At 44.1% G+C, this 20,073-nt stretch carries 19 protein-coding genes; 9 read left to right on the forward strand and 10 right to left on the reverse strand.

Annotated elements, in window-relative coordinates:
* Nucleotides 1–137 precede the first annotated feature (137 nt).
* From C8D85_RS03935 to C8D85_RS03945, 3 genes are all read left to right on the forward strand, one after another.
* Nucleotides 138–1,352 carry a LysR family transcriptional regulator gene (locus tag C8D85_RS03935; protein ID WP_133560045.1) on the forward strand — a complete coding sequence of 405 codons (1,215 nt, stop codon included), beginning with the start codon at nt 138–140 and terminating at the stop codon, nt 1,350–1,352.
* Between the two features lie 148 nt (nt 1,353–1,500).
* On the forward strand, nt 1,501–2,448 hold the full coding sequence (locus tag C8D85_RS03940; RefSeq protein ID WP_133560046.1) for a Gfo/Idh/MocA family oxidoreductase: 948 nt from the start codon (nt 1,501–1,503) through the stop codon (nt 2,446–2,448).
* Between the two features lie 78 nt (nt 2,449–2,526).
* Nucleotides 2,527–3,510, forward strand: coding sequence for an aldo/keto reductase (locus C8D85_RS03945; RefSeq protein WP_244936884.1), 984 nt, complete (start codon nt 2,527–2,529; stop codon nt 3,508–3,510).
* Between the two features lie 139 nt (nt 3,511–3,649).
* On the opposite strand, the gene C8D85_RS03950 is transcribed toward C8D85_RS03945, so the two are convergent.
* The 10 genes from C8D85_RS03950 to C8D85_RS03995 all read right to left on the reverse strand — a co-directional run bounded on the left by C8D85_RS03950 (nt 3,650) and on the right by C8D85_RS03995 (nt 13,039).
* Nucleotides 3,650–5,509 carry a bifunctional sugar phosphate isomerase/epimerase/4-hydroxyphenylpyruvate dioxygenase family protein gene (locus C8D85_RS03950; protein ID WP_133560047.1) on the reverse strand — a complete coding sequence of 620 codons (1,860 nt, stop codon included), beginning with the start codon at nt 5,507–5,509 and terminating at the stop codon, nt 3,650–3,652.
* Between the two features lie 202 nt (nt 5,510–5,711).
* Complete coding sequence (locus C8D85_RS03955; RefSeq protein ID WP_133560048.1) at nt 5,712–6,566, reverse strand: shikimate dehydrogenase family protein; 855 nt, start codon at nt 6,564–6,566, stop codon at nt 5,712–5,714.
* Between the two features lie 174 nt (nt 6,567–6,740).
* Entirely contained in the window at nt 6,741–7,595 is an 855-nt protein-coding gene (locus C8D85_RS03960) for a class III extradiol dioxygenase family protein (RefSeq protein ID WP_133560049.1), read from the reverse strand.
* Complete coding sequence (locus tag C8D85_RS03965; RefSeq protein WP_133560050.1) at nt 7,595–7,942, reverse strand: protocatechuate 4,5-dioxygenase subunit alpha; 348 nt, start codon at nt 7,940–7,942, stop codon at nt 7,595–7,597. Before C8D85_RS03965 ends, C8D85_RS03960 begins: the two co-directional genes overlap by 1 nt.
* A gap of 203 nt (nt 7,943–8,145) precedes the next feature.
* Nucleotides 8,146–8,985 (reverse strand): class III extradiol dioxygenase family protein, encoded by an 840-nt coding sequence (locus C8D85_RS03970; RefSeq protein WP_133560051.1) that lies wholly within the window; start codon nt 8,983–8,985, stop codon nt 8,146–8,148.
* Complete coding sequence (locus C8D85_RS03975; RefSeq protein ID WP_133560052.1) at nt 8,985–9,344, reverse strand: protocatechuate 4,5-dioxygenase subunit alpha; 360 nt, start codon at nt 9,342–9,344, stop codon at nt 8,985–8,987. Before C8D85_RS03975 ends, C8D85_RS03970 begins: the two co-directional genes overlap by 1 nt.
* 26 nt (nt 9,345–9,370) lie before the next feature.
* Nucleotides 9,371–10,243, reverse strand: coding sequence for an amidohydrolase family protein (locus C8D85_RS03980; RefSeq protein ID WP_133560053.1), 873 nt, complete (start codon nt 10,241–10,243; stop codon nt 9,371–9,373).
* 37 nt (nt 10,244–10,280) lie between these two features.
* A complete protein-coding gene (locus tag C8D85_RS03985) occupies nt 10,281–11,351 on the reverse strand; it encodes a 4-oxalomesaconate tautomerase (RefSeq protein ID WP_133560054.1) in 1,071 nt (356 codons plus the stop codon).
* A complete protein-coding gene (locus C8D85_RS03990; protein WP_133560055.1) occupies nt 11,344–12,021 on the reverse strand; it encodes a 4-carboxy-4-hydroxy-2-oxoadipate aldolase/oxaloacetate decarboxylase in 678 nt (225 codons plus the stop codon). The genes C8D85_RS03985 and C8D85_RS03990 overlap by 8 nt, the downstream gene beginning before the upstream one ends.
* Before the next feature lie 10 nt (nt 12,022–12,031).
* Entirely contained in the window at nt 12,032–13,039 is a 1,008-nt protein-coding gene (locus tag C8D85_RS03995) for an amidohydrolase family protein (RefSeq protein WP_133560056.1), read from the reverse strand.
* 600 nt (nt 13,040–13,639) lie between these two features.
* Between C8D85_RS03995 and C8D85_RS04000 the strand changes: the two genes are divergently transcribed.
* The 6 genes from C8D85_RS04000 (at nt 13,640) to C8D85_RS04025 (ending at nt 20,007) form a co-directional block, all read left to right on the forward strand.
* Entirely contained in the window at nt 13,640–14,632 is a 993-nt protein-coding gene (locus C8D85_RS04000; RefSeq protein ID WP_133560057.1) for a tripartite tricarboxylate transporter substrate binding protein, read from the forward strand.
* A gap of 68 nt (nt 14,633–14,700) precedes the next feature.
* Nucleotides 14,701–15,207, forward strand: a complete 507-nt coding sequence (locus C8D85_RS04005; protein ID WP_133560058.1) for a tripartite tricarboxylate transporter TctB family protein — start codon at nt 14,701–14,703, stop codon at nt 15,205–15,207.
* Between the two features lie 3 nt (nt 15,208–15,210).
* Nucleotides 15,211–16,722 carry a tripartite tricarboxylate transporter permease gene (locus C8D85_RS04010; RefSeq protein WP_133560059.1) on the forward strand — a complete coding sequence of 504 codons (1,512 nt, stop codon included), beginning with the start codon at nt 15,211–15,213 and terminating at the stop codon, nt 16,720–16,722.
* Nucleotides 16,723–16,959: 237 nt separating this feature from the next.
* Nucleotides 16,960–17,688 (forward strand): VOC family protein, encoded by a 729-nt coding sequence (locus tag C8D85_RS04015; RefSeq protein WP_133560060.1) that lies wholly within the window; start codon nt 16,960–16,962, stop codon nt 17,686–17,688.
* Between the two features lie 3 nt (nt 17,689–17,691).
* Complete coding sequence (locus tag C8D85_RS04020; RefSeq protein WP_133560061.1) at nt 17,692–18,501, forward strand: sugar phosphate isomerase/epimerase family protein; 810 nt, start codon at nt 17,692–17,694, stop codon at nt 18,499–18,501.
* Between the two features lie 495 nt (nt 18,502–18,996).
* Nucleotides 18,997–20,007, forward strand: coding sequence for a DctP family TRAP transporter solute-binding subunit (locus tag C8D85_RS04025; protein WP_133560062.1), 1,011 nt, complete (start codon nt 18,997–18,999; stop codon nt 20,005–20,007).
* The last annotated feature ends 66 nt before the right edge of the window (nt 20,008–20,073 follow it).

A 20,073-nucleotide genomic window follows, 5' to 3' on the forward strand; every position in this document is an offset into this window, starting at 1 on the left:
CACTACTAATATAAGAAAAACTCTTAAGAATACGTTCAATTTAACACATACTCAGTGTCAATTATTCAAAAATGTATCTCTTATAAACTATATTCAGTTTTGATATAGTCACTTAAAATAAAAACTGGGAGCCAGTCGTGGATATACAAATCCCTAATTTACGACATTTACGCGTTTTTTTGGCAGTCTGCGAATTAAAAAGCATCACTCGTGCTTCAGAAAGAATCTATTTATCGCAACCTGCCATCACACAAGCTATTGCAAAATTAGAGAAGCAGCTTGAGACACACTTGTTCGAAAGACACTCTGATGGAATGTATCCAACGGAGTCTGGCATCCTATGGCAGAAACGCGTAACGCGCTCATTAGAATATTTACGCGACTCCACAGCAGAGTTACTGAAGGACCCTTCTCTTAAAGAAAATCTGTCGGCCAATGTCTTAGCTCAAATTAGCACCACTCAATTAAAAGCACTGGTTGCTGTGTGTGATGTACAGAATTTTAGCATAGCCAGCCGCAATTTGGGGGTATCGCAATCCAGTGTGCATCGAGCAGCGCGAGACTTAGAAAAGCTTCTAGGCATCGCCCTGTTTGAGAAAACCAATACCGGAATCAATGCCACGGATGCAGCAAAAGCTCTAACCAAAGCCTCGAAACTTGCATTTAGTGAGCTACGCCAAGGTATTTATGAAATCCATGCTTTGCAGTACCAAGATGTTTCAACCATTTCACTTGGCAGTATGCCTTTAGCAAGGACAACGATTTTACCTAAATCGATTCTGCGTTTTGGCGATCAACACCCAGACGTTAACGTCAACGTGATTGAAGGACCTTACCCCGATTTACTGCATCACTTGCGTCATGGCGACATCGATATCGTGTTAGGCGCACTACGCTACCCTGCCCCTGCTGATGATGTGATACAAGAAGAACTTTGGAACCCGCCTTTATCCATTATTTGTCGCGCCGATCATCCGTTACTACGATTGGAAACAGTGACGGCAGAGGACCTCGCAAACTGCGCGTGGGTTGTTCCAGCCTCTGGTACACCAACCAGAACCGCTTTTAAAGCACTATTTGACCAAGCTGATTGCACGCCACCAACACGAATTGTTGAGTCAAGTTCACAAATTCTTATCCGTGAACTTTTGCTAGGCAGCGATCGTTTAACACTGATTTCAAGGCACCAAATGGAGCGCGAGCTGGATTTAGGGTTACTCAAAATCTTATCCTATCCGCTAGAGCATACGCGCCGACCAATAGGCCTATGCGTCAGGAAAAACTGGCTACCAACCATTACTCAGTCGCATTTTTTAAGTGTTCTGAGAGAGATTTGTGATCAGTTCAGATAACTCTCTAAAAGGTGTAGCTATCTTTTTTTTAAATATCATTATTGGTTTACGAATTACATCATTTGAGCCGTCGATGTTAGATTGATATCCATACGTTAAGAGTCGAAGAACTCCACTGAATAACAAGACAACGGTTAGGAGAAATTTAATGAGAATTTGTATTGCAGGTGCATCTGGCGCATTCGGCATGAAGCACATGGACGCCATTGCAGCCATCGAAGGCTCTGAAGTGGTATCTGTTGTAGGCACAAAACCTGACGCTATCAAAGCGTTTGCTGAAGAGCGTGGTGTACCACACTACACTACCGACTTAGCTGAAGCATTAGCACGTGACGACGTTGATGCCGTTATTTTGGCAACTCCTACACAAATGCATGCCGCACAAACGATTCAATGCTTGGAAGCCGGTAAACACGTGATGTCTGAAATCCCAATGGCAGACAACATTGAAGACGCTCGTAAAGTCGTTGAAGTACAAAAGCGCACGGGACTAGTGGCAATGGCTGGTCACACTCGCCGCTTCAACCCTTCTCACCAATGGATCCACAACAAGATCGAAGCAGGTGAACTAAAAGTTCAACAGATGGATGTACAAACGTACTTCTTCCGTCGCTCAAACAAAAACGCGCTAGGACAAGCACGCTCTTGGACAGATCACCTACTATGGCACCATGCTTGTCACACTGTGGATCTATTCCAATACCAAACTGGTGAAGTCGCTTCTAAAGTACAGGCACTTCAAGGCCCAATCCACGAAGAGCTTGGCATTGCTATGGACATGAGCATTGGCATGAAAGTACCAAACGGTGCAATCTGTACACTGTCTCTATCTTTTAACAATGACGGTCCATTTGGTACATTCTTCCGTTATATCTGTGACAACGGCACTTACCTTGCTCGCTACGATGACCTATACGACGGCAACGATAACAAGATCGACCTTTCTGGCGTAGCAGTATCTAACAATGGTATCGAACTGCAAGATCGCGAATTTATTGCTGCAATCGAAGAAGGCCGCGCACCTAATGCTTGTGTAACTCAAGCAATCGATGCAATGGAAACACTACATAAGCTTGAGCTGTGCCTAGAAGACTAAGCACCGACAAGTGATTCAAAAGCAGGGCCATTTACCCTGCTTTTTTCATTTATACAGACCAATAATGAGGCAAGGAAAATGTCGAATAAGCACCCAAATTTACTGACGCCTAGCATCGGCCTTGGCTGCATGAACCTATCACATGCATATGGCTCACCGGTTGCCGAAGAAGAAGCGGTCAAAGCACTTCATGAAGCCTTTGACATGGGCTACCGTCACTTTGATACCGCCACATTATACGGTGGTGGCAAAAACGAGCTTTTAGTTGGCAAGTCACTTAAACACCTACGCAACGAATTGTTCTTGGCCAGCAAGTGCGGCATGGCCATCGTTGATGGCAAAAAAGAAATCAATGGTCGCCCAGACAATATCCGACAGCAGTGTGAAAACAGCCTTAAACGATTAGGCGTTGAGCACATTGATCTATATTACCTACACCGTAAAGATCCAAACGTAGCGATTGAAGAAAGTGTTGGAGCGCTTAACGACCTAGTACAAGAGGGTAAAATCGGCGCCATTGGGTTATCTGAAGTCTCTGCTGAAACGCTGCGTAAAGCACATACTGAAGCACCCATCACTGCTTTGCAGTCCGAGTACTCTCTTTGGACTCGTAACCCTGAGATCGCCACACTAGAAGCGACTAAAGAGCTTGGCGTAACCTTTGTTGCTTTCAGCCCACTTGCACGTGGCTACCTGACTGGCGCAGTAAAAAGTGCAGAGGAATTAGAGCAAGGCGATATCCGCCTAAACATGCCTCGCTTTAATAGCGAACATTACCCTAGCAATTTAGCCCTTCTAAACGACTTCATTGGCATGGCAAATGAAATTGGCTGCACACCGGCACAGCTTGCTCTGGCATGGGTTCTTCATCAAGGTGATCACGTTGTTGCCATCCCAGGTACACGCTTTGTGAAACACATGAACGATAACTTAAGCGCAACCGACGTTAAGCTTTCTGAAAGCCAGTTAAGCGATCTAAATAACATGATCAATCAAACCAATGTCAGCGGTACGCGTTACAACGACGCACAACAAAAAGAAATCGATACGGAAGAGTTTTAAGAGAAGCCTTCAAAACTTTCGTCACACGCATCTAAGCAAACAGAAGGAGAGCCAATCGCTCTCCTTTTTTTACAGCACAAAAAAAGAGCCCTTCAAACTGAAGCGCTCTTTAAAAGATCTTTTTCGAACGAGCTAAGTGCTATGCTTTCTCTTGCTCTGCTTGGGCAGCCAAACGAACAAAAGCGTTTGCCTCACCATAGTTGTCATAGCCATCAACACGCTGCACCACTTCAAAGAAGACACCGTGCATTTGCTCAGTGTAGAAATGGAAAAACTCGCCTTGATCATTACGGTCAAACAGGATGTTGTGCGCCTTAAGTTTTGCAATCAACTCCTCCGATAGATCAAAGCGCGCTTCAATATCTCGGTAATAATTGTTTGGAATGGTCAGGACTTTTTCTTGGTCCATATTTTTCGCTGCGGTGAAAATATCATCACAAGCAAACGCGATTTGCTGCACACCTGAACCACGAGTTTGCGTTAAGAAGCGCTCAGCCGATGCAGAACGAGCATTGGTCATATTAATCGGAATACGAATACTCTTATCTTTGTTAGTCGCCGTACGGCTCACCACAAGACCATGAATATCAGGCAAATCTTGACTTGGCTGAATATCAAAACCAAATAATGACTTGTAAAAGAAACCGGTCGACAGAAAGTCAACGTTGGCAACGGTTTGACCAATATGATCAATTCGCTTTAAACCAACACCTTGCTCACCTTGCACACCATCGATTGGCTTGAAGTCGACATCAAAGAATCGATATCCCGCATCACGATTGACAAAATACACCAAGCTGTCACCTACGCCACGAATTGCAGGAATATTCAATTCACCAGGGCCTGCTTGGTTTTCAAAGCGCTCAGCTTTGTAGTGCTCAGCAACCGCCAACGTGTGCTTCACACTGTCTGTCGCAAAACCTAACGCACACACAGACACACCATGTTTTTGGAAGTATTCATGGGCCTGACTTTTTGGTTCTTTATTCAGAATTAAATTCACATCGCCCTGACGCATCAAAGTAACATTTTTAGATCGATGTTGGTGAGTTTCAGCAAAGCCCAACTGAGCCAAAGTTTTTACTAGTTCATCACCAGAATCACCTTCCACCGCGAACTCAACAAACTCCACTTCACGAATCGAAGCTGACTCTTCAATGTTATCGATTGCAATATCATGCTTAGGCGTCGTTTGATCATCCAGCCAAATAAGCGAGCGCATTCCATCTACTGCTTTGGCAACGGGATCAGATGAGCGAAATTCATCGTTAAAAATCTCATGCGACAGATAATCGTCAAAACCTTTGTCTTTTAGTACCTGCACAAACTCCACAACAGGCATGTCACCCTGCCCTGGGAAACAACGAGAATGACGACTGTAAGTCAGGTAATCCGTACGAGGCATCACAGGCGCATCGGCCACTTGAACGAGAGCAATTTTATCAACGGTAATTTCATCTCGCAGACAATCCAGTGTGTTGCCACGGGAGAACATATGGAAAGTGTCTAGGTTAATACCTAAATTTGGATGATCTGCACGCTTAACGAGATCCCAAGCATCTTCGTAATCGGCAATATGCTTACCCCAAGCAAGAGCCTCATACCCTAAGATTAACTCTTCGCTAGCAGCGATTTCTGCAAGATGACGTAAATCCGCTGCACACAGCTCTCGATCTGCGGAGGCATAAGGCTGCACGTTACAACACATAAGCAAGCGGTTTGTACCAAGCTCATGAGCAACTTGCATCTTACGCTTTAGCATTTCAACACGCTTTTTTTGAATATCACGAGGGTTGCCTTCCATATCTCGGAATGGCTGTAGGGCAATGATTTCTAACCCTAAGTCTTTGGCCATTTTCCCTACTTCAACAGGGGAGCCTGCAAACTGAGTTAAATCATTTTCAAAAATCTCAACGCCCTGAAAACCAGCTTTCGACGCTGCCTCCATCTTTTCCCGCAATGTTCCAGAAATAGACACAGTTGCTAATGCAGTTTTCATTATATCCCCCTTTTTATATATTGTTTTTAATATATAAAGATAGTCAAAAAGTTCTACTTAAAACTAAGCTTTATGAGCTTAATCTTAGCTTAGCGCATAGAACTGAATCGAATGAAATTCGAAACTTATATATAGTCTAAAAAGGAATACATAGCATAAAAAAACGCAGCCTAAGCTGCGTTAAAACCACCAAAGAACGGTATTAAATCAAATCGCTGACAACGTCATATTTTTCACGGAACTGATTCCACACAGGTGTCACATCATCAACCTGAACGCCCGTGAAAATTTCAAACGCATCCAGAGCCTGATAAAAGAACAGATCAAAACCTGACACAATCGTTAGTCCAGCAGCGTTCGCTGCTTTTAGAAACTCGGTATCAAGTGGTGTGTATACCGCATCGAAAGCCCACTTCTGACCGCCAAATGCTGAAGCGGCTAATGGGTTTCCTGGGGTTTTGTAATGGCCAACTGGTGTGCAGTTAACCAGACCATCAACACCCTTAGCAATATCAGCCACTTCATCTGCAGCAATCACTGTTGCTTTGTAGCCAGCATCGTTTAGAGACTGGGCCAGCGCCTCAGCTCCAGCAACATTCAAATCCGTGATAAACAGCTCTGTCGCACCGACTTCAAACAAGCCAAAGGCAACAGCGCGCCCAACGCCACCTGCACCAATCATCAATACCTTACCAGCAGCCTGATCTGCTAAACGTGTGCGATAGCCACGGATAAAGCCCGTGTAGTCAGTATTAAATGCACAGACTTTGCCATCCTTAAGCAGCAACGTATTGGTCGATCCAACCTTTTTTACGGAGTCATTGACTTCGTCTGCACTGTCCACAGCAATCTGCTTAAACGGAAAAGTAACGTTCGTTCCGATAAACCCCTTCTCACGGATGAGAGATAAACGCTCTGTAAACGCCTCCACAGCAGAGCTATCCAGTTCCTGGAGCTCGTAGCTTACAGGTAGCTGCTTAAGCTCACCTAGCATGTTGTGAAGTGATGGAGAACGGGAAGCAGAAATACTCTGCCCAATAAGACCAATATATTGCATATACGTTACCTTTGAATGCGTCACATATCCCAAAAGGACATGTATTCACTGTCACTCATCCGTACAAAATAGTGTCGTACAGAATTTTATAGAAGTGATGAAAGCGTACACTAAGTACGCCTTCATGATTATGATAAGTTCGACCGTTATGTATGTCGAAAAATTATAGATAGGTTATCGAGCGCTGTCAGTTGCAAGCAGCTGTAATCCGGCACCTGTATTGGAAATTGGCAGATGGTAACTACGGTGTAGCTCCTTCAAAGCACCCTCATTTTCCAATGCCCCACGCATGGCTAGCCACATGTTTAACTCGACACCTTGTGCCCCTGCTTTTTCAACCAGCTCATAATTGCTAAACTGTGTTAATAACTCTGGTTCATTGACAATCTTATCCATGCAATAAAGATCAAAGGGTTTGTTAATGTAGCCCGCACGTTGGCCATCTAACTGATGTGACAGACCTCCAGTCCCCATGACCACCACTTTTTGATCGCCGGCGAACGATCGCACCGCATCACCAATGGCTTGACCAAATGCATAACAACGGCTCGGTTTGGGCATCGGGTGACGCTCACAATTAATCGCCACAGGAATCACTTTGATATGGCCGTACTTATGGCCTGGCCACATCAAAGTCAGCGGCACAGTTAAGCCATGATCAACCTTCATTTCTTGGCATACCGTAATGTCAAAATCATGTTCAATTAAATGATTCACAATGTGCCAAGATAGCTCAGTCTCACCTGTTACGGGTGGAATTTCTGCAATCCCCCAACCTTCGTCGGCATTTTCATAAAGCTCTGACGCTCCGATAGCAAATGTAGGCTTACGATCGTGGAAGAATTCAAGACCATGGTCGTTGTAGAAAATAATAGCGATATCCGGTTCTTGCGTGTAAAGCCAGTCGCGTACTGGAGGATAAGCATCAAAGAAATCTTTCCAATATGGCGTTTCTTCAAGACCTTTATCCATTGCCACGCCGATAGCCGGTATATGAGACGTTGCGATACCACCAAGTAAATTTGCCATTACACTTCCCCTTGCTTAACTAAGAACGCTTTAAATTCATCTGTGGTCATGCCAGTTTGTAATCCGCCCACATCCTGAACATTTAAACCCAGAATGCCGGCAAACTTAGCTAGGTAATAGATGCTGCCGCCCGCTTCGAGCATGCCAATAACATCGCGCTGACGCATCGCCTGCTTTTGCTCTTCGGTTAGTTTGAACTTTTCGTAATAGGCTTCCTCATCTGCTCTAAACTCATCTCGAGCGGATGCATTGTTGAATGAGTAGCACATCTTATTTAAGGGGTAGCCCTTAGTCGCCATAGGACCATCTAACATTATTGTTCCGGGAATACTGTCTTGACTAGCCATTTCTCACCTCTGCAATTTATTCTTATTGAATAACAATTCATAAAAGTGAGTATAAATTGAACTGAGAATAAGAAATTTGACTTACATCTATTTAAAAGGCGAGTACATATTGCTTTTACAGGAAGGAACATTCAAAAAAAGTTATACTTTATATAATAAAAAAGCCACCCACAGGTGGCTTTTAAAATAATCATTTTAATAGATTATTTATTTTCCAATAACATCAAACCCGATCCAGTATTAGAAATTGGCGCATGATAATTACGGTGTAATTCGGTAACTTCACCTAATAAAGCGCCACGCATAGCAATCAGCATATTAAGCTCGACAGCCTGAGCCCCACCCAATTCCACAAGATCGTAGTTGGAATACTGTGTTAGGGATTCAGGATCAGAAACCAATTTATCTAAGCATTCAATATCGAATGCGCGGTTAATAAAGCCAGCTCGCTCGCCATCTAATTGATGCGACATACCACCTGTACCGAACACGACAACTTTTAGGTCGTCTTCGAAAGATTCGACCGCACGACCGATTGCTTGACCTAATGCCAAGGTACGTTTTGGCTGAGGCATCGGGTGTTGTTCACAGTTAATACAAACAGGAATCACCTTTACATGACCGTAGTTGTGACCTGGCCACATCAGGTTTAGAGGTACTGTAAGACCATGATCTACCTTCATTTCCTGGCAAATCGTCATATCAAAACCATCTTCAACCAGACTGTTGGCAATATGCCAAGACAACTCAGACTCACCTGTCACGGGTGGAATAGTCGGAATGCCCCAACCTTCATCAGAGTTGTAATATTCATCAGCCACACCCATAGCAAAGGTTGGCTTCTTATCAATGAAGAACTCTAAACCATGATCATTGTAGAAAAGGATGATGACATCTGGCTTTTGTTCATTAAGCCAATCTCGTACTGGCGGATAACCATCAAAAAATGGTTTCCAATACGGCGTTTCTTCTAGGCCATTTGCCATTGCATTCGCAATCGCTGGAATATGAGAAGTGGTCACACCACCGATAATTTTAGCCATTACACTTCTCCTCGACCGTTTTTCTCAAGCATAGCTTTGAACTCATCAACACTCATGCCTGTTTGCAAAGCACCGATATCTTGCATATTAAGTTTCAGAAGTCCCGCGAATTTAGCCAAGTAGTAAATGCTGCCGCCTTCTCTTAATAAAGCAATAATATCTTTATCTTTAATTGCCTGTTTCTGAACATCTGTCAGCTTATACTTTTCACAGTATGCATCAGGATCAGCATTAAACTCATCACGTGCTTCTTGATTATTAAAAGAGAAGCACATTTTATTTAGCCCATATCCTTTTTTGGCCATTTCGCCATTAAAAAGATACGTTCCTGGAAATTCGCGTTTTTCGTTAGTCGCCATAGGGTGACCTCATTATTTTTATCGTTTTACTTAGCCCAATAAAGCTTCATTGGGTTATCGACTAAAAGTTTCTGCTGAAGTGCTTCAGTCGTTGCAATTTTAGGAATTACATCAACCAAATGACCATCATCTGGCACATGTGATTTCATATTTGGATGCGGCCAGTCAGTTCCCCAAAGAACACGATCAGGGAATTGCTCAACTAAGGTTTTAGCGAATGGTACAACATCTGAGTAATCAGGTGCTTGAAGCGTTAGACGCTCTGGGCAGCTAACCTTACACCAAACATTGTCGTTTTCAGCCATGAAATTCACAAAGCGCTGGAAGTCTGGATGGTCAACGCCTTTCGCAACATCCGGGCGTCCCATGTGATCAACGACAATCGTTGTACCCAATTCTTTTAAGAAAGGGATCAGCTCTTCAAGATCGGGCGCTTCAAAGTACACAACGATGTGCCAGTCCAGTTGCTTCACTTTTTCAGCAATGGATAAAAACACTTCTTTTGGCGTGCTATCAACCAAGCGTTTAACAAAGTTAAAGCGAACACCACGCACGCCAGCGTCATGAAACTCTTTTAATTGCTCAAGAGTAAACGAGTCATCAATGAATGCCACACCACGTGCTAACTCGCCAGCAGTGTTTAGTGCATCGATTAAAGCGGCATTATCAGTACTATGGCAGGATGCCTGAACAATGACATTACGAGAGAAACCTAGATGATCACGTAACGCAAACAATTGATCCTTAGAGGCATCGCATGGCGTGTACTTACGCTTTGGGTGGTATGGGAACTGATCAGCTGGACCAAATACGTGACAATGTGCATCCACAGCCCCTTCAGGTGCTTTGTAAGCAGGCTTACTTGGGTTGGGATGAAATGGAAGATAATCTTTGTCCATCTTTTAATACCTATTTAATTCTTGTTAAAAGAACGGTTTACAAGCCGTTCTTATGTACAAATACTTTGCCATCAAACAACTTTCGTGCCGTACGCAATAATGCCGCTGAGCTAACATCGCCCTGCTCATCTTGGTCCAGTACAACGGTCATACAACCTGTCGGATGCTCAACATCGAGCGTCATACGTGATGCTGCATCATACGTTGCCAACGCATTGGCTGGCGAACCTTTTAACACCGCAGCCGTTGCCACACTCACTGCCCCTAACACCCCTATCGATGCATGACAGCGATGGGGAATGAACGTACGAGTAGAGATTGCACCACCATTAGAGGGTGCGGACACCATGGTCATCTTAGGCACAGACTTTTCTTTGACATCACCAAGGTTCATCAAAGGGCCAGCTTGCAAACGAATAGACTCAAGTTTGGCACGAAGTACCTCATTGGCCTCCAGCTCTTCACGAGTCTCTTGTCCTGTTATGCCCATGTCTTCTGCACGCATCACCACACATGGCATGCCGTTATCGATCATGGTTAACTCGATGCCATCAATGACATCCACTGCATTACCCGTGGGTAGCAAAGCACCGCAGCTAGAGCCTGCTGTGTCTTTAAAGGTAATTGGAACCGGGGCAGAGAAGCCAGGCACGCCATCAATGCGAGCATCACCTTCGTAGACCACCTCTTTGTCTTGCACTTGCACTCGCGCAACAGAGATTTGGCCGGTATTACACATAAAAATGCGCACTTCCGTTTCACCTTCTACGGGATCAACTAAACCACGTTCGATTGCAAACGGGCCAACTCCAGCAAGAATATTGCCGCAGTTTTGCGCATCCGTCACAATGGCTTGGTCTACAAAAACCTGTAGAAATAAGTACTCAACATCAGCATCATCACGATCAGATTTACTAACCACCGCGACTTTAGAGGTTAAAGGATCGGCACCACCCATGCCGTCAATTTGACGCGCATCGGGCGATCCCATTACGCGTAGCAGGATATCCGCACGCGCTTGCTCATCACTTGGCAAAGCATCCGCAAGGAAGTACGCCCCTTTCGACGTACCTCCGCGCATCCACATGCATTCGATGCCCTTAGACATACTTCAGGCCTTTTTCTTCTAGGCGTGGGCGCATGTCGTAAATATCTAGGCCTAGCTCACCGTTTTCTAGACGAACACGTTTTGCTTCTTCGTTGTCCATACGCTTACGGGCAAGCTCTAGAACCTCAGCCGCTTTCTCACGGCGAACAACTACCACACCGTCATCGTCTGCAACCACAACATCACCAGCATTGATCAATTGATCCGCACAAACGATGGTGACATTTACTGAACCAAGCGTTTCTTTGATAGTACCTTCGGCACAAACCGCTTTAGACCAAACCGGGAAGTTCATTTGACGAAGGTCACGCGTGTCACGCACACCGCCATCGATCACTAAACCAACTACGCCACGCGCTTGCGCTGACGTCGCTAGCAAGTCACCAAAGAAACCATGGTATGAAGGTGATGTTGGCGCAAAGACCAAAATGTCACCGGCTTTACATTGCTCAATCGCAACGTGCATCATCCAGTTATCACCCGCGGCACCAGAAATAGTGATCGCAGAGCCTGCTACGGCTATGTCTTGCTGAATCGGACGCATGTAATGAGCCAACAGGCCAACGCGACCTTGAGCTTCGTGGATCGTCGCCACGCCACATTCTGCCAAACCGTCAATGACTGCCTGATCGGCACGTTCAATGTTTTGAACTACAACATTCTCTCGCATGACTCATTCCTTAAACTTTTAGACGGCTGAAAACACGACGAGTATTGTTCTCGAAGATGTCTTGTTTCTGTTCCGCTGTTAGAACAGTGTTGTTATCGATGTATCGTTTCGTGTCATCAAAGTAATGACCGGTTTCTGGATCAATACCACGTACCGCACCAATCATTTCCGATGCAAACAAGATGTTCTTAGTCGGGATAATGTCTAGCAACAGATCAATACCACGTTGGTGATAAACACACGTATCGAAGTAAATGTTATTCAACACACGCTCTTCTAGATCAAAGCCTTTGTCTAGTGCAAGACCACGGAAGCGCCCCCAGTGGTAAGGTACTGCGCCACCACCATGAGGGATGATGATCTTCAAATCTGGGAAGTCTTTGAATACGTCAGACATCATTAACTGTTGGAAACCAGTCGTATCTGCACCTAGGTAGTGAGAGCCAGTCGTATCAAAACAAGAGTTACAAGCCGCAGATACGTGAATCATCGCTGGAATGTCGTACTCACACATCTTTTCATAAATTGGATAAAAAGAGCGATCAGACAGACGAGCGCCATCCCAATGACCACCAGATGGATCCGGGTTAAGGTTGATACCAATGAACCCCATTTCCTCTACGGTACGAATAATTTCAGGAACAGATTTCGCAGGATCAACACCTGGAGATTGAGGCAGCTGAGCCACTGGAACAAAGTTTTCTGGGAACAGATCACAAACTCGGCGGATCAAATCGTTCTGGTGCTCAGTCCAGTATTGGCTGGTGTATTCATTTCCAACATGGTGCCCCATCCAGCTTGCACGTGGAGAGAAAATCGTTAAGTCCGTGCCACGCTCTTGCTGTAAACGTAGTTGGTTATTAATGATACTTTCACGAATTTCATCATCAGTAACGTGGATAGTACCTTTTTCACCCTTTGCTAGTGGGTCTTTTGCTACCAACGCTTTTTGCTTATCACGGTATTCGCCAACGGCAGGTGGTGTGGTTGTGTAGTGACCATGGCAATCTATAATCATGCTACTGCTCTCTTACTTATCTCTATTTTTATTGGATGTATGAAGCGTCCAGAAAACACATTGATCTTAAAGCAGATAATAATGTTACGAGCCGGCTCGCCAACTAATCTTAGAATATTAGTAGGCAAGCGCATTTTGACCATTTCATTTTCAAGCTATCTGTATTGCATTTTGAGATAGCCAGGCACTCTATTTTTCTAATGGCCGTTTTTTTAATTAATAACAGAACGATATTCAATCGATAAAACACATTGTCAAAACAACCAACAAAACACATAAATAACTGTTTTAAATGGCTTTATTTTATAGAGAAAAGTTAACCGTCCTTTTTATATTCTTTTTTCGCATACTTAAAACCTTAAAATTTCATTTCTCAATTGGCTCTTTTTAATTCATTTTTGAGGTGTTCACGAATTTAAGGCACGCTAAAACCGTTTCACACACAATGTGATCATCGACTTAAGTGAAGTCATCAAACGGATAGCCCCCTTAAACAAACTCTCTACCCAGGGTTGAGCAACAAACCTAACTTTATTTACGACGCATAGACGTCTGTTAAACCAACTAGAATTTACAAAAATAATAGCGGGGACTATAAAAATGAAAAAACGCTTACTAAGTACTGTTGCAGGTATTGCATTAATGTCAGGCGCAGCCTTTGCGGATTACCCAACTAAGGACATCCAAGGCATCATCCAATGGGGAGCGGGTGGTTCAACTGACACAGTCATGCGATCCATTTCTCCACATGTTGAGAAAGAGCTTGGCACTGACATCATCCTTACTAATAAGACTGGTGGTGTAGGTGCCATCGCACTGAAATATGTAAATGCGAAAAAGCCAGATGGCTATACCCTTCTAATGGGAGCAGAAAACCCACAAATGTATAAAGTACTGGGCTTATCTGATACTGATTACAACGACATGGTTGCAATCAACATTCTGGCCCGTGGTACGCCAATCTTTGTTGCGCAGAAAGACGCGCCTTACAACAACATGCAAGAGCTTATCGACTACGCGAAAGCCAACCCAGGCAAAGTGAAATTCGGCTCTACTGGTAAAGGTGGATTGACGTCTATCGTGATGGCAATGCTTGAATCACAAGTTGACCTTGATTACACCAGCATCCCATACAATGGTGACGGTCCAGCCTTGACAGCTCTACAAGGTGGCGCTATTGATGTGATGCCATCTGTACTAGGTGCAACAGTTGAACACCTAAAAGCAGGCCGTATGAAAGCATTAGGTGTTGTTGATGTAGAGGAAAGTAAATTGCTTCCTGGTGTTGCGCCAATTACTGACACACTACCAGGCATGAAAGCTTACCTACCTTGGGGCCCATTCTTCGGTGTATTCGTGAAAAAAGGCACGCCAGAAGACGCAGTTGAAAAACTTCAAGCTGCCTTCCATAAAGCTGCGTTCAGCCCAGACTTCATTGACCTAATGGAAAAACGTGGCTTCACCATCCTAAACGTAAGTGGTGAAGAAGCAGACATGTTCCTAAGTGGTTACCGCTCTACTTCTTCTTGGTTAGTGCACGAAGCTGGCTTCAGCAAGCGCTCACCTGAAGAGTTCAATATTCCAAAACCATAACAGCGTTTCGACTAGGGCGGGTGCTCCGTGCACCCAGCCCTTTTGCTTTGTCTTTTTGAGGAGTTATCATGCCTCGCACTGTCTATCGTCGCCCAGGTGAAAGAGTGTTTTGCTTTTTACTGGTCGTTTTCAGCGTGTATCTTTTTTGGCAAGCCTACGGTATTTCAGGCTTCAGTGAACTCAGTTCTCCTGGCGCCTTTCCGTTAGCCACATCCGCTACCATGGTGATTGCCGCCTGTGTCGTGTTTGTTAATACATTAAAGCTTCCTGAAGCGGAAGGTGTTCGCTTTTTCTACCACTGCTTCCCACCCATTGTTGGGATTGTGATGGCATTGATTCTGATCTTTGCAATCATGCTTGAAAGCCTTGGTTTTATTCTCTCGAGCTTCTTCTTTTTATTTGTTGGAATTCAGTTCCTATACCAAAAAAGCGTGCTGACAACCCTGACTATTACCGTGTTGTCTCTTGTGGTGGTGTACATTATTTTCCGTTTAGTTTTCCAAGTGGTTTTACCCGAAGGCATTGTGCCAGAGCGTGAAATCCTTGCTGCCATTGAACAATTCTGGAGGGGCTAATAGATGGATGCTTTATCTTATTTTGCCATTTCTTGGCTATCGCCAGAGTTATTAGGACTAACAGCTCTTGGTACGTTTTTAGGCATTTATGTAGGCGCTATTCCCGGCCTATCCGTCACCATGGCGGTGTCTATTCTGATTTCATTCACCTTTTCATGGGACGTTAACTACGCTTTATGTTTGATGGTTGGCGTATTCATGGGGGGTGTTTACGGTGGTTCACGAACGGCTATCTTGCTAAATATTCCTGGCGCACCTTCCGCCATAGCGACTGCATTAGATGGCTACCCGCTGGCGAAAAAAGGTTTAGCAGGTGAAGCCATCGGTCTCTCAACTATCATGTCGGTTGTAGGTGGCTTTGTCGGTATTTTTGTTCTTTCAATCGCAGCGCCCAGTATCAGTGAATTCGCCCTAACTTTCCAACCACGTGATTACATGATGCTGGGGATTCTAGGCATCATGCTGGTCGGTTCGTTGTCTGGCGGCAGCTTGGCAAAAGGTATTTTTGCCGGTGCTTTTGGTCTTCTAATCGGTACGGTTGGCCTTGACCCAATGACCGCTGAAGAACGCTTTACCTTTGGCGTCGTTGAGCTTTGGGATGGTATTAACCCTGTTGCCGTGATGATTGGATTGTTTGGTATTTCAGAAGCATTGCATCAACTGCACCATATGAACAAAGCGGTTGTGAAGCAGAAGATCTCACGCATCATCCCAAAATGGATGGATGTTAAGAAATACCTACCATTGAGTCTGCAGTCTTCATTCATTGGCGTAATCGTCGGCGCTTTACCAGGCACTGGCGGTGACATTGCGGCTTTAATGGCTTATGACCATGCTAAGCGTATTACCAAAAAGCCTGAAGTTGAGTTCGGTAAAGGGGCGAAAGAAGGCCTGATCGCTCCGGAGGCCGCCAACAATGCTGCGGTAGGTGGCGCTTATATCCCGATGCTGACACTTGGGATTCCAGGTGATGCAGTAACCGCTGTGTTTATCGGTGCGTTGTTTATTCATGGATTGAACCCTGGCCCACTATTAATGGTAGAACAGCCTCATATGTTCTGGTTTACCGTGGGCAACCTGACCCTTGCTAACATCTTCGTTCTGATTTTCGGTTTAACAGGTATCAAGCTGTTTTCTAAAATCGTCGAATGCCCAAAAGGCATCCTGATCCCATTGATTTTCCTATTGTCAGTGGTAGGTGCTTACGCCATCAATAACTCTGTAATTGATATTTGGTGGATGCTGGCATTTGGTGTGTTTGGTTACTTCATGCGCCAATATGGCTTCCCTGTTGGGCCTGTTATTCTTGGTGTGATCCTAAGTAGTTTGACCGATGAAAACTGGCGTCGCGCGATTTTGTCAGAACGCGGCAGTCTAACCGATCTATTTAGCAACCTATTGAGCAGCCCTCTATCGACAGTATTGCTGTTCGCTATCGTCTTTATTTTGGTTTCTCAGAGCCCTATTTGGACTCGATGGATTAAACCCAATCTACTGCGCTCCAAAACGAACTAGTTGAGTTCGTGTTTGCAATGCCGGCCTAGCGCCGGCATTTTTTTATCTCCCCATCCACACAATTAATACTCAGTTAATCAGTGCAAAACCAACGCAAATACATAATTTTTAGCGGCTTATGCTTGCACAAATCATCATGCTGAAACAGCTGTTTTTCATTGCCTGACCAGCCAATCAACTATAGTGTTATAGATATACATAACAGCATTATAAAGATGATATTTCGGGGTCGATGATATGACTGCTCACACTCTTGATGTAAAGCCATCTGTACTCGGTTTAGAATTTATCGAGATCGTGGCTCAAGATATGGATTACATCCGTTCTTATCTTAATCAGCTTGGATTCACACTGACGTCAAAGCACAGAAGAAAGCAGGTCTATTTATTTCAACAAGGCCACACCAAGATCATCGTCAATGCATCAGATGACCTCACTGCAGAAGCCTATTTCAACGAGCTCGGAGTTTCGATCTATGCCATTGCCCTACGCTGTCATCAAGCTGCTGATGTCTACCATAATGCGATCGAATTAGGTGGCTGGGATAAGTCAAATCATTCAGGTCCGATGGAAATCAACATTCCAGGCATAGAAGGTGTGGGAGGAACATCTCTCTACTTCATTGATCAACCTCGGGAAAATTTAAGTGTTTACGATATCGACTTTGTTGAGCTGGATGAACCTGAAGCCAGTACATCCATGATCGAACGCTTCACAGCGGTCAACTTTACGGTTGAAAAACAGCGCGCCCATGCTTTAACCCTATGGTTACAACGTTTACTTGGTCTTGAAGAAAACAAGAACTCAGTCGAACTGTTAGATGGATTCCAAATTCGTTTCACTGAAGATGCAGACAACAGTGAACGTTGTGACTACGTCAATGTATTAAGTGTGGAGCGTTCTAAGGATAGCCAATCACAGTCACTACCAAGTCTTGAAAACTCTGCGTTTTTGATCGAGGGATAAACTATGCGCTTGTCGATCTCTGCGAATCTGTTTAACGGCAACCTTGAGCACATTTTCACCCTATTCACTGAGTACGGCATTACCCATGTCGACTTGACGCATACCGATGTTAAAGCGGATGCCCGCAGCTTAGAAAACCTTGTTGACTTGTCCAACCGCTACAACATTTCGTTTAACAGTGCATCAGGGCTTAGAGAATACGGTGGAAACACCAATCATATTCACGAGTACGATACGGAAATGGCACGTACCTATATTCGTGCTTCTAAACGCCTAAACTGTAAAACCTTAGTGGTTACAGCGCCAACGATTCGATCAAAAGACATTGATCAGAAAAAGATCATCAATGATCTGCGCATATTGGCTAACATGGCGTTACCGTACAATATCAATATCGCTTTAAAAGTCTTGCCGTGGTCACCATATATTGGAAGCTACGAGTCTGCCCAGGACATCATTGCTGCGGTCAACAGCCCTAACTTTGGCCTTGCCTTAGACACTTTCTTATTTATTTGTGACGCAGAGAACTTAGACGTACTGGAGACGTTGCCGGTTGATAAGATTTTTATCGTGCAATGCTCTGACCTAGCGGTCACATTAATTGATTCACTAGAAGAACTGATCGACGCAGATCGCAGCAAGCGCCTATTACCAGGTGATGGCTACTTTCATGATGACATCAAACACATCTGCAACACCTTAACGAGCAAAGGTTATCACTCTCCTTTCAGTGTATACGCAAATGGAAATAGCTATCACGATATGTCTCACGAAGCGCTATTACAAAGGATTTGTCAGATCTCACTCGCTTAAGAAAGATGAATTATGGCGACTTTCTCAAAGCTAAGTAGACACACATAATCTATTTCGATTTGACGAGGCAGGTATTAGTTTTTGAGAACGCGTTGAATTTCATTTTATGAATGAAATTTTATTTTCTGAATAGCGCTATTTTATTATGGATAAAAGATCAGAAAAAAATAGCGCGATAAAACCTTAACCATATGATTTAAATATAGTTTTACCCATTTTAAAATTTTCAAAAAGCATACATTCCATTTCGTCATATTAGATGACGCAAAAATTCATTTCTAAATACATTCATTTTCGTTCATTTTTGAACCGTTCTAATTCGATAGCAGAGTCGTAGAACACTCCTAAACGTTCTATCGCCAAATTGTGACGGCTAGTTTCAAATTACGAGCTATAGTTTGAAAGTCCAATGCGATGGTTAAACTCGTTTGAGTGCGTCAATGTATTACAAGAAATATAAAGATGATGGGCCTCGCCCTAACTTGGAGACAATTTATGAAATTTGCGAAAAAACTGATGCTAGGTTTAGCAACTGCAGGTATGGCAAGTGTTGCCTCAGCGGCAGATATCACTCTAACGATTGGTCACGTAGACCCTCAAGAGTGGACTTCTTCTAAAAAAGGCGCGGCAACAGAAGTCTTTAAAAATCTAGTAGAAGCCGAATCAGGCGGTCGCATTGAAGTAAATGTTTATCCTTCTGGTCAGCTAGGTGGCGAGACGGATCTTGTTCAATCTGCTCAAGAAGGCATGATTAGCATGACAATGGTTTCTGGTGCCTTTGCTAAGGTGTGTAAAGAAGCCTCTGTTCTTGAGATCCCTTACCTATTCCCATCTGCACCTGTTGCTTGGGAAGTACTGGACGGTGAGTTTGGTAAAGCCTTGTCTGAGCATTGTTTAGAGCAAACTGGCCTTCGTACACTTGCTTACGGCGAAACAGGCTTCCGTAACTTCACCAACTCTAAACGCCCAGTCGCAGAGCCTGCAGATCTTGAAGGTTTGAAGATCCGCGTTATGACTCTACCTCTATATGTAGAGATGGTTAAAGCAATGGGGGCTGAGCCAACACCTATCGCATGGCCAGAAGTACCATCTGCATTAACAACTGGCGTAGTAGACGGTCAAGAAAACCCAGTGAGTGTTATCGACGCTAACAAATTCTACGAATTCCAAAAATACCTAACCTTAGACGGACACGTTTACGGTACTGACTTCTTCTTGATCAACGAAGACATTTACCAGTCATTAGACCAAGCTGACCAAGAAATCGTTGCACGTGCCGCAAAAGTTGCCGGTACACTAGGTCGCGCCATTCAACAATTTAACTCGGCTAAAGGCTTAAAATCTTTGGCTGAAAACGGCATGGAAATTACAACGCCAACATCAGAGCAATTGGCTAAGTTCCAAGCGGCTGCTCAACCAGCTGTTATCGAATGGTTGAAAGGTGAAGTTGATTCACAATGGATCGATCACGTTCAAGCGTCTGTAAAAGCTGTTAAATCTAACTAATTCCATAAACGGACATTAGTATTAATAATCGGGGACTATGTCCCCGATTATTGTATCAACTCAATT

This window comes from Marinomonas communis, from assembly GCF_004363305.1.
GTDB classification, from domain to species: domain Bacteria; phylum Pseudomonadota; class Gammaproteobacteria; order Pseudomonadales; family Marinomonadaceae; genus Marinomonas; species Marinomonas communis.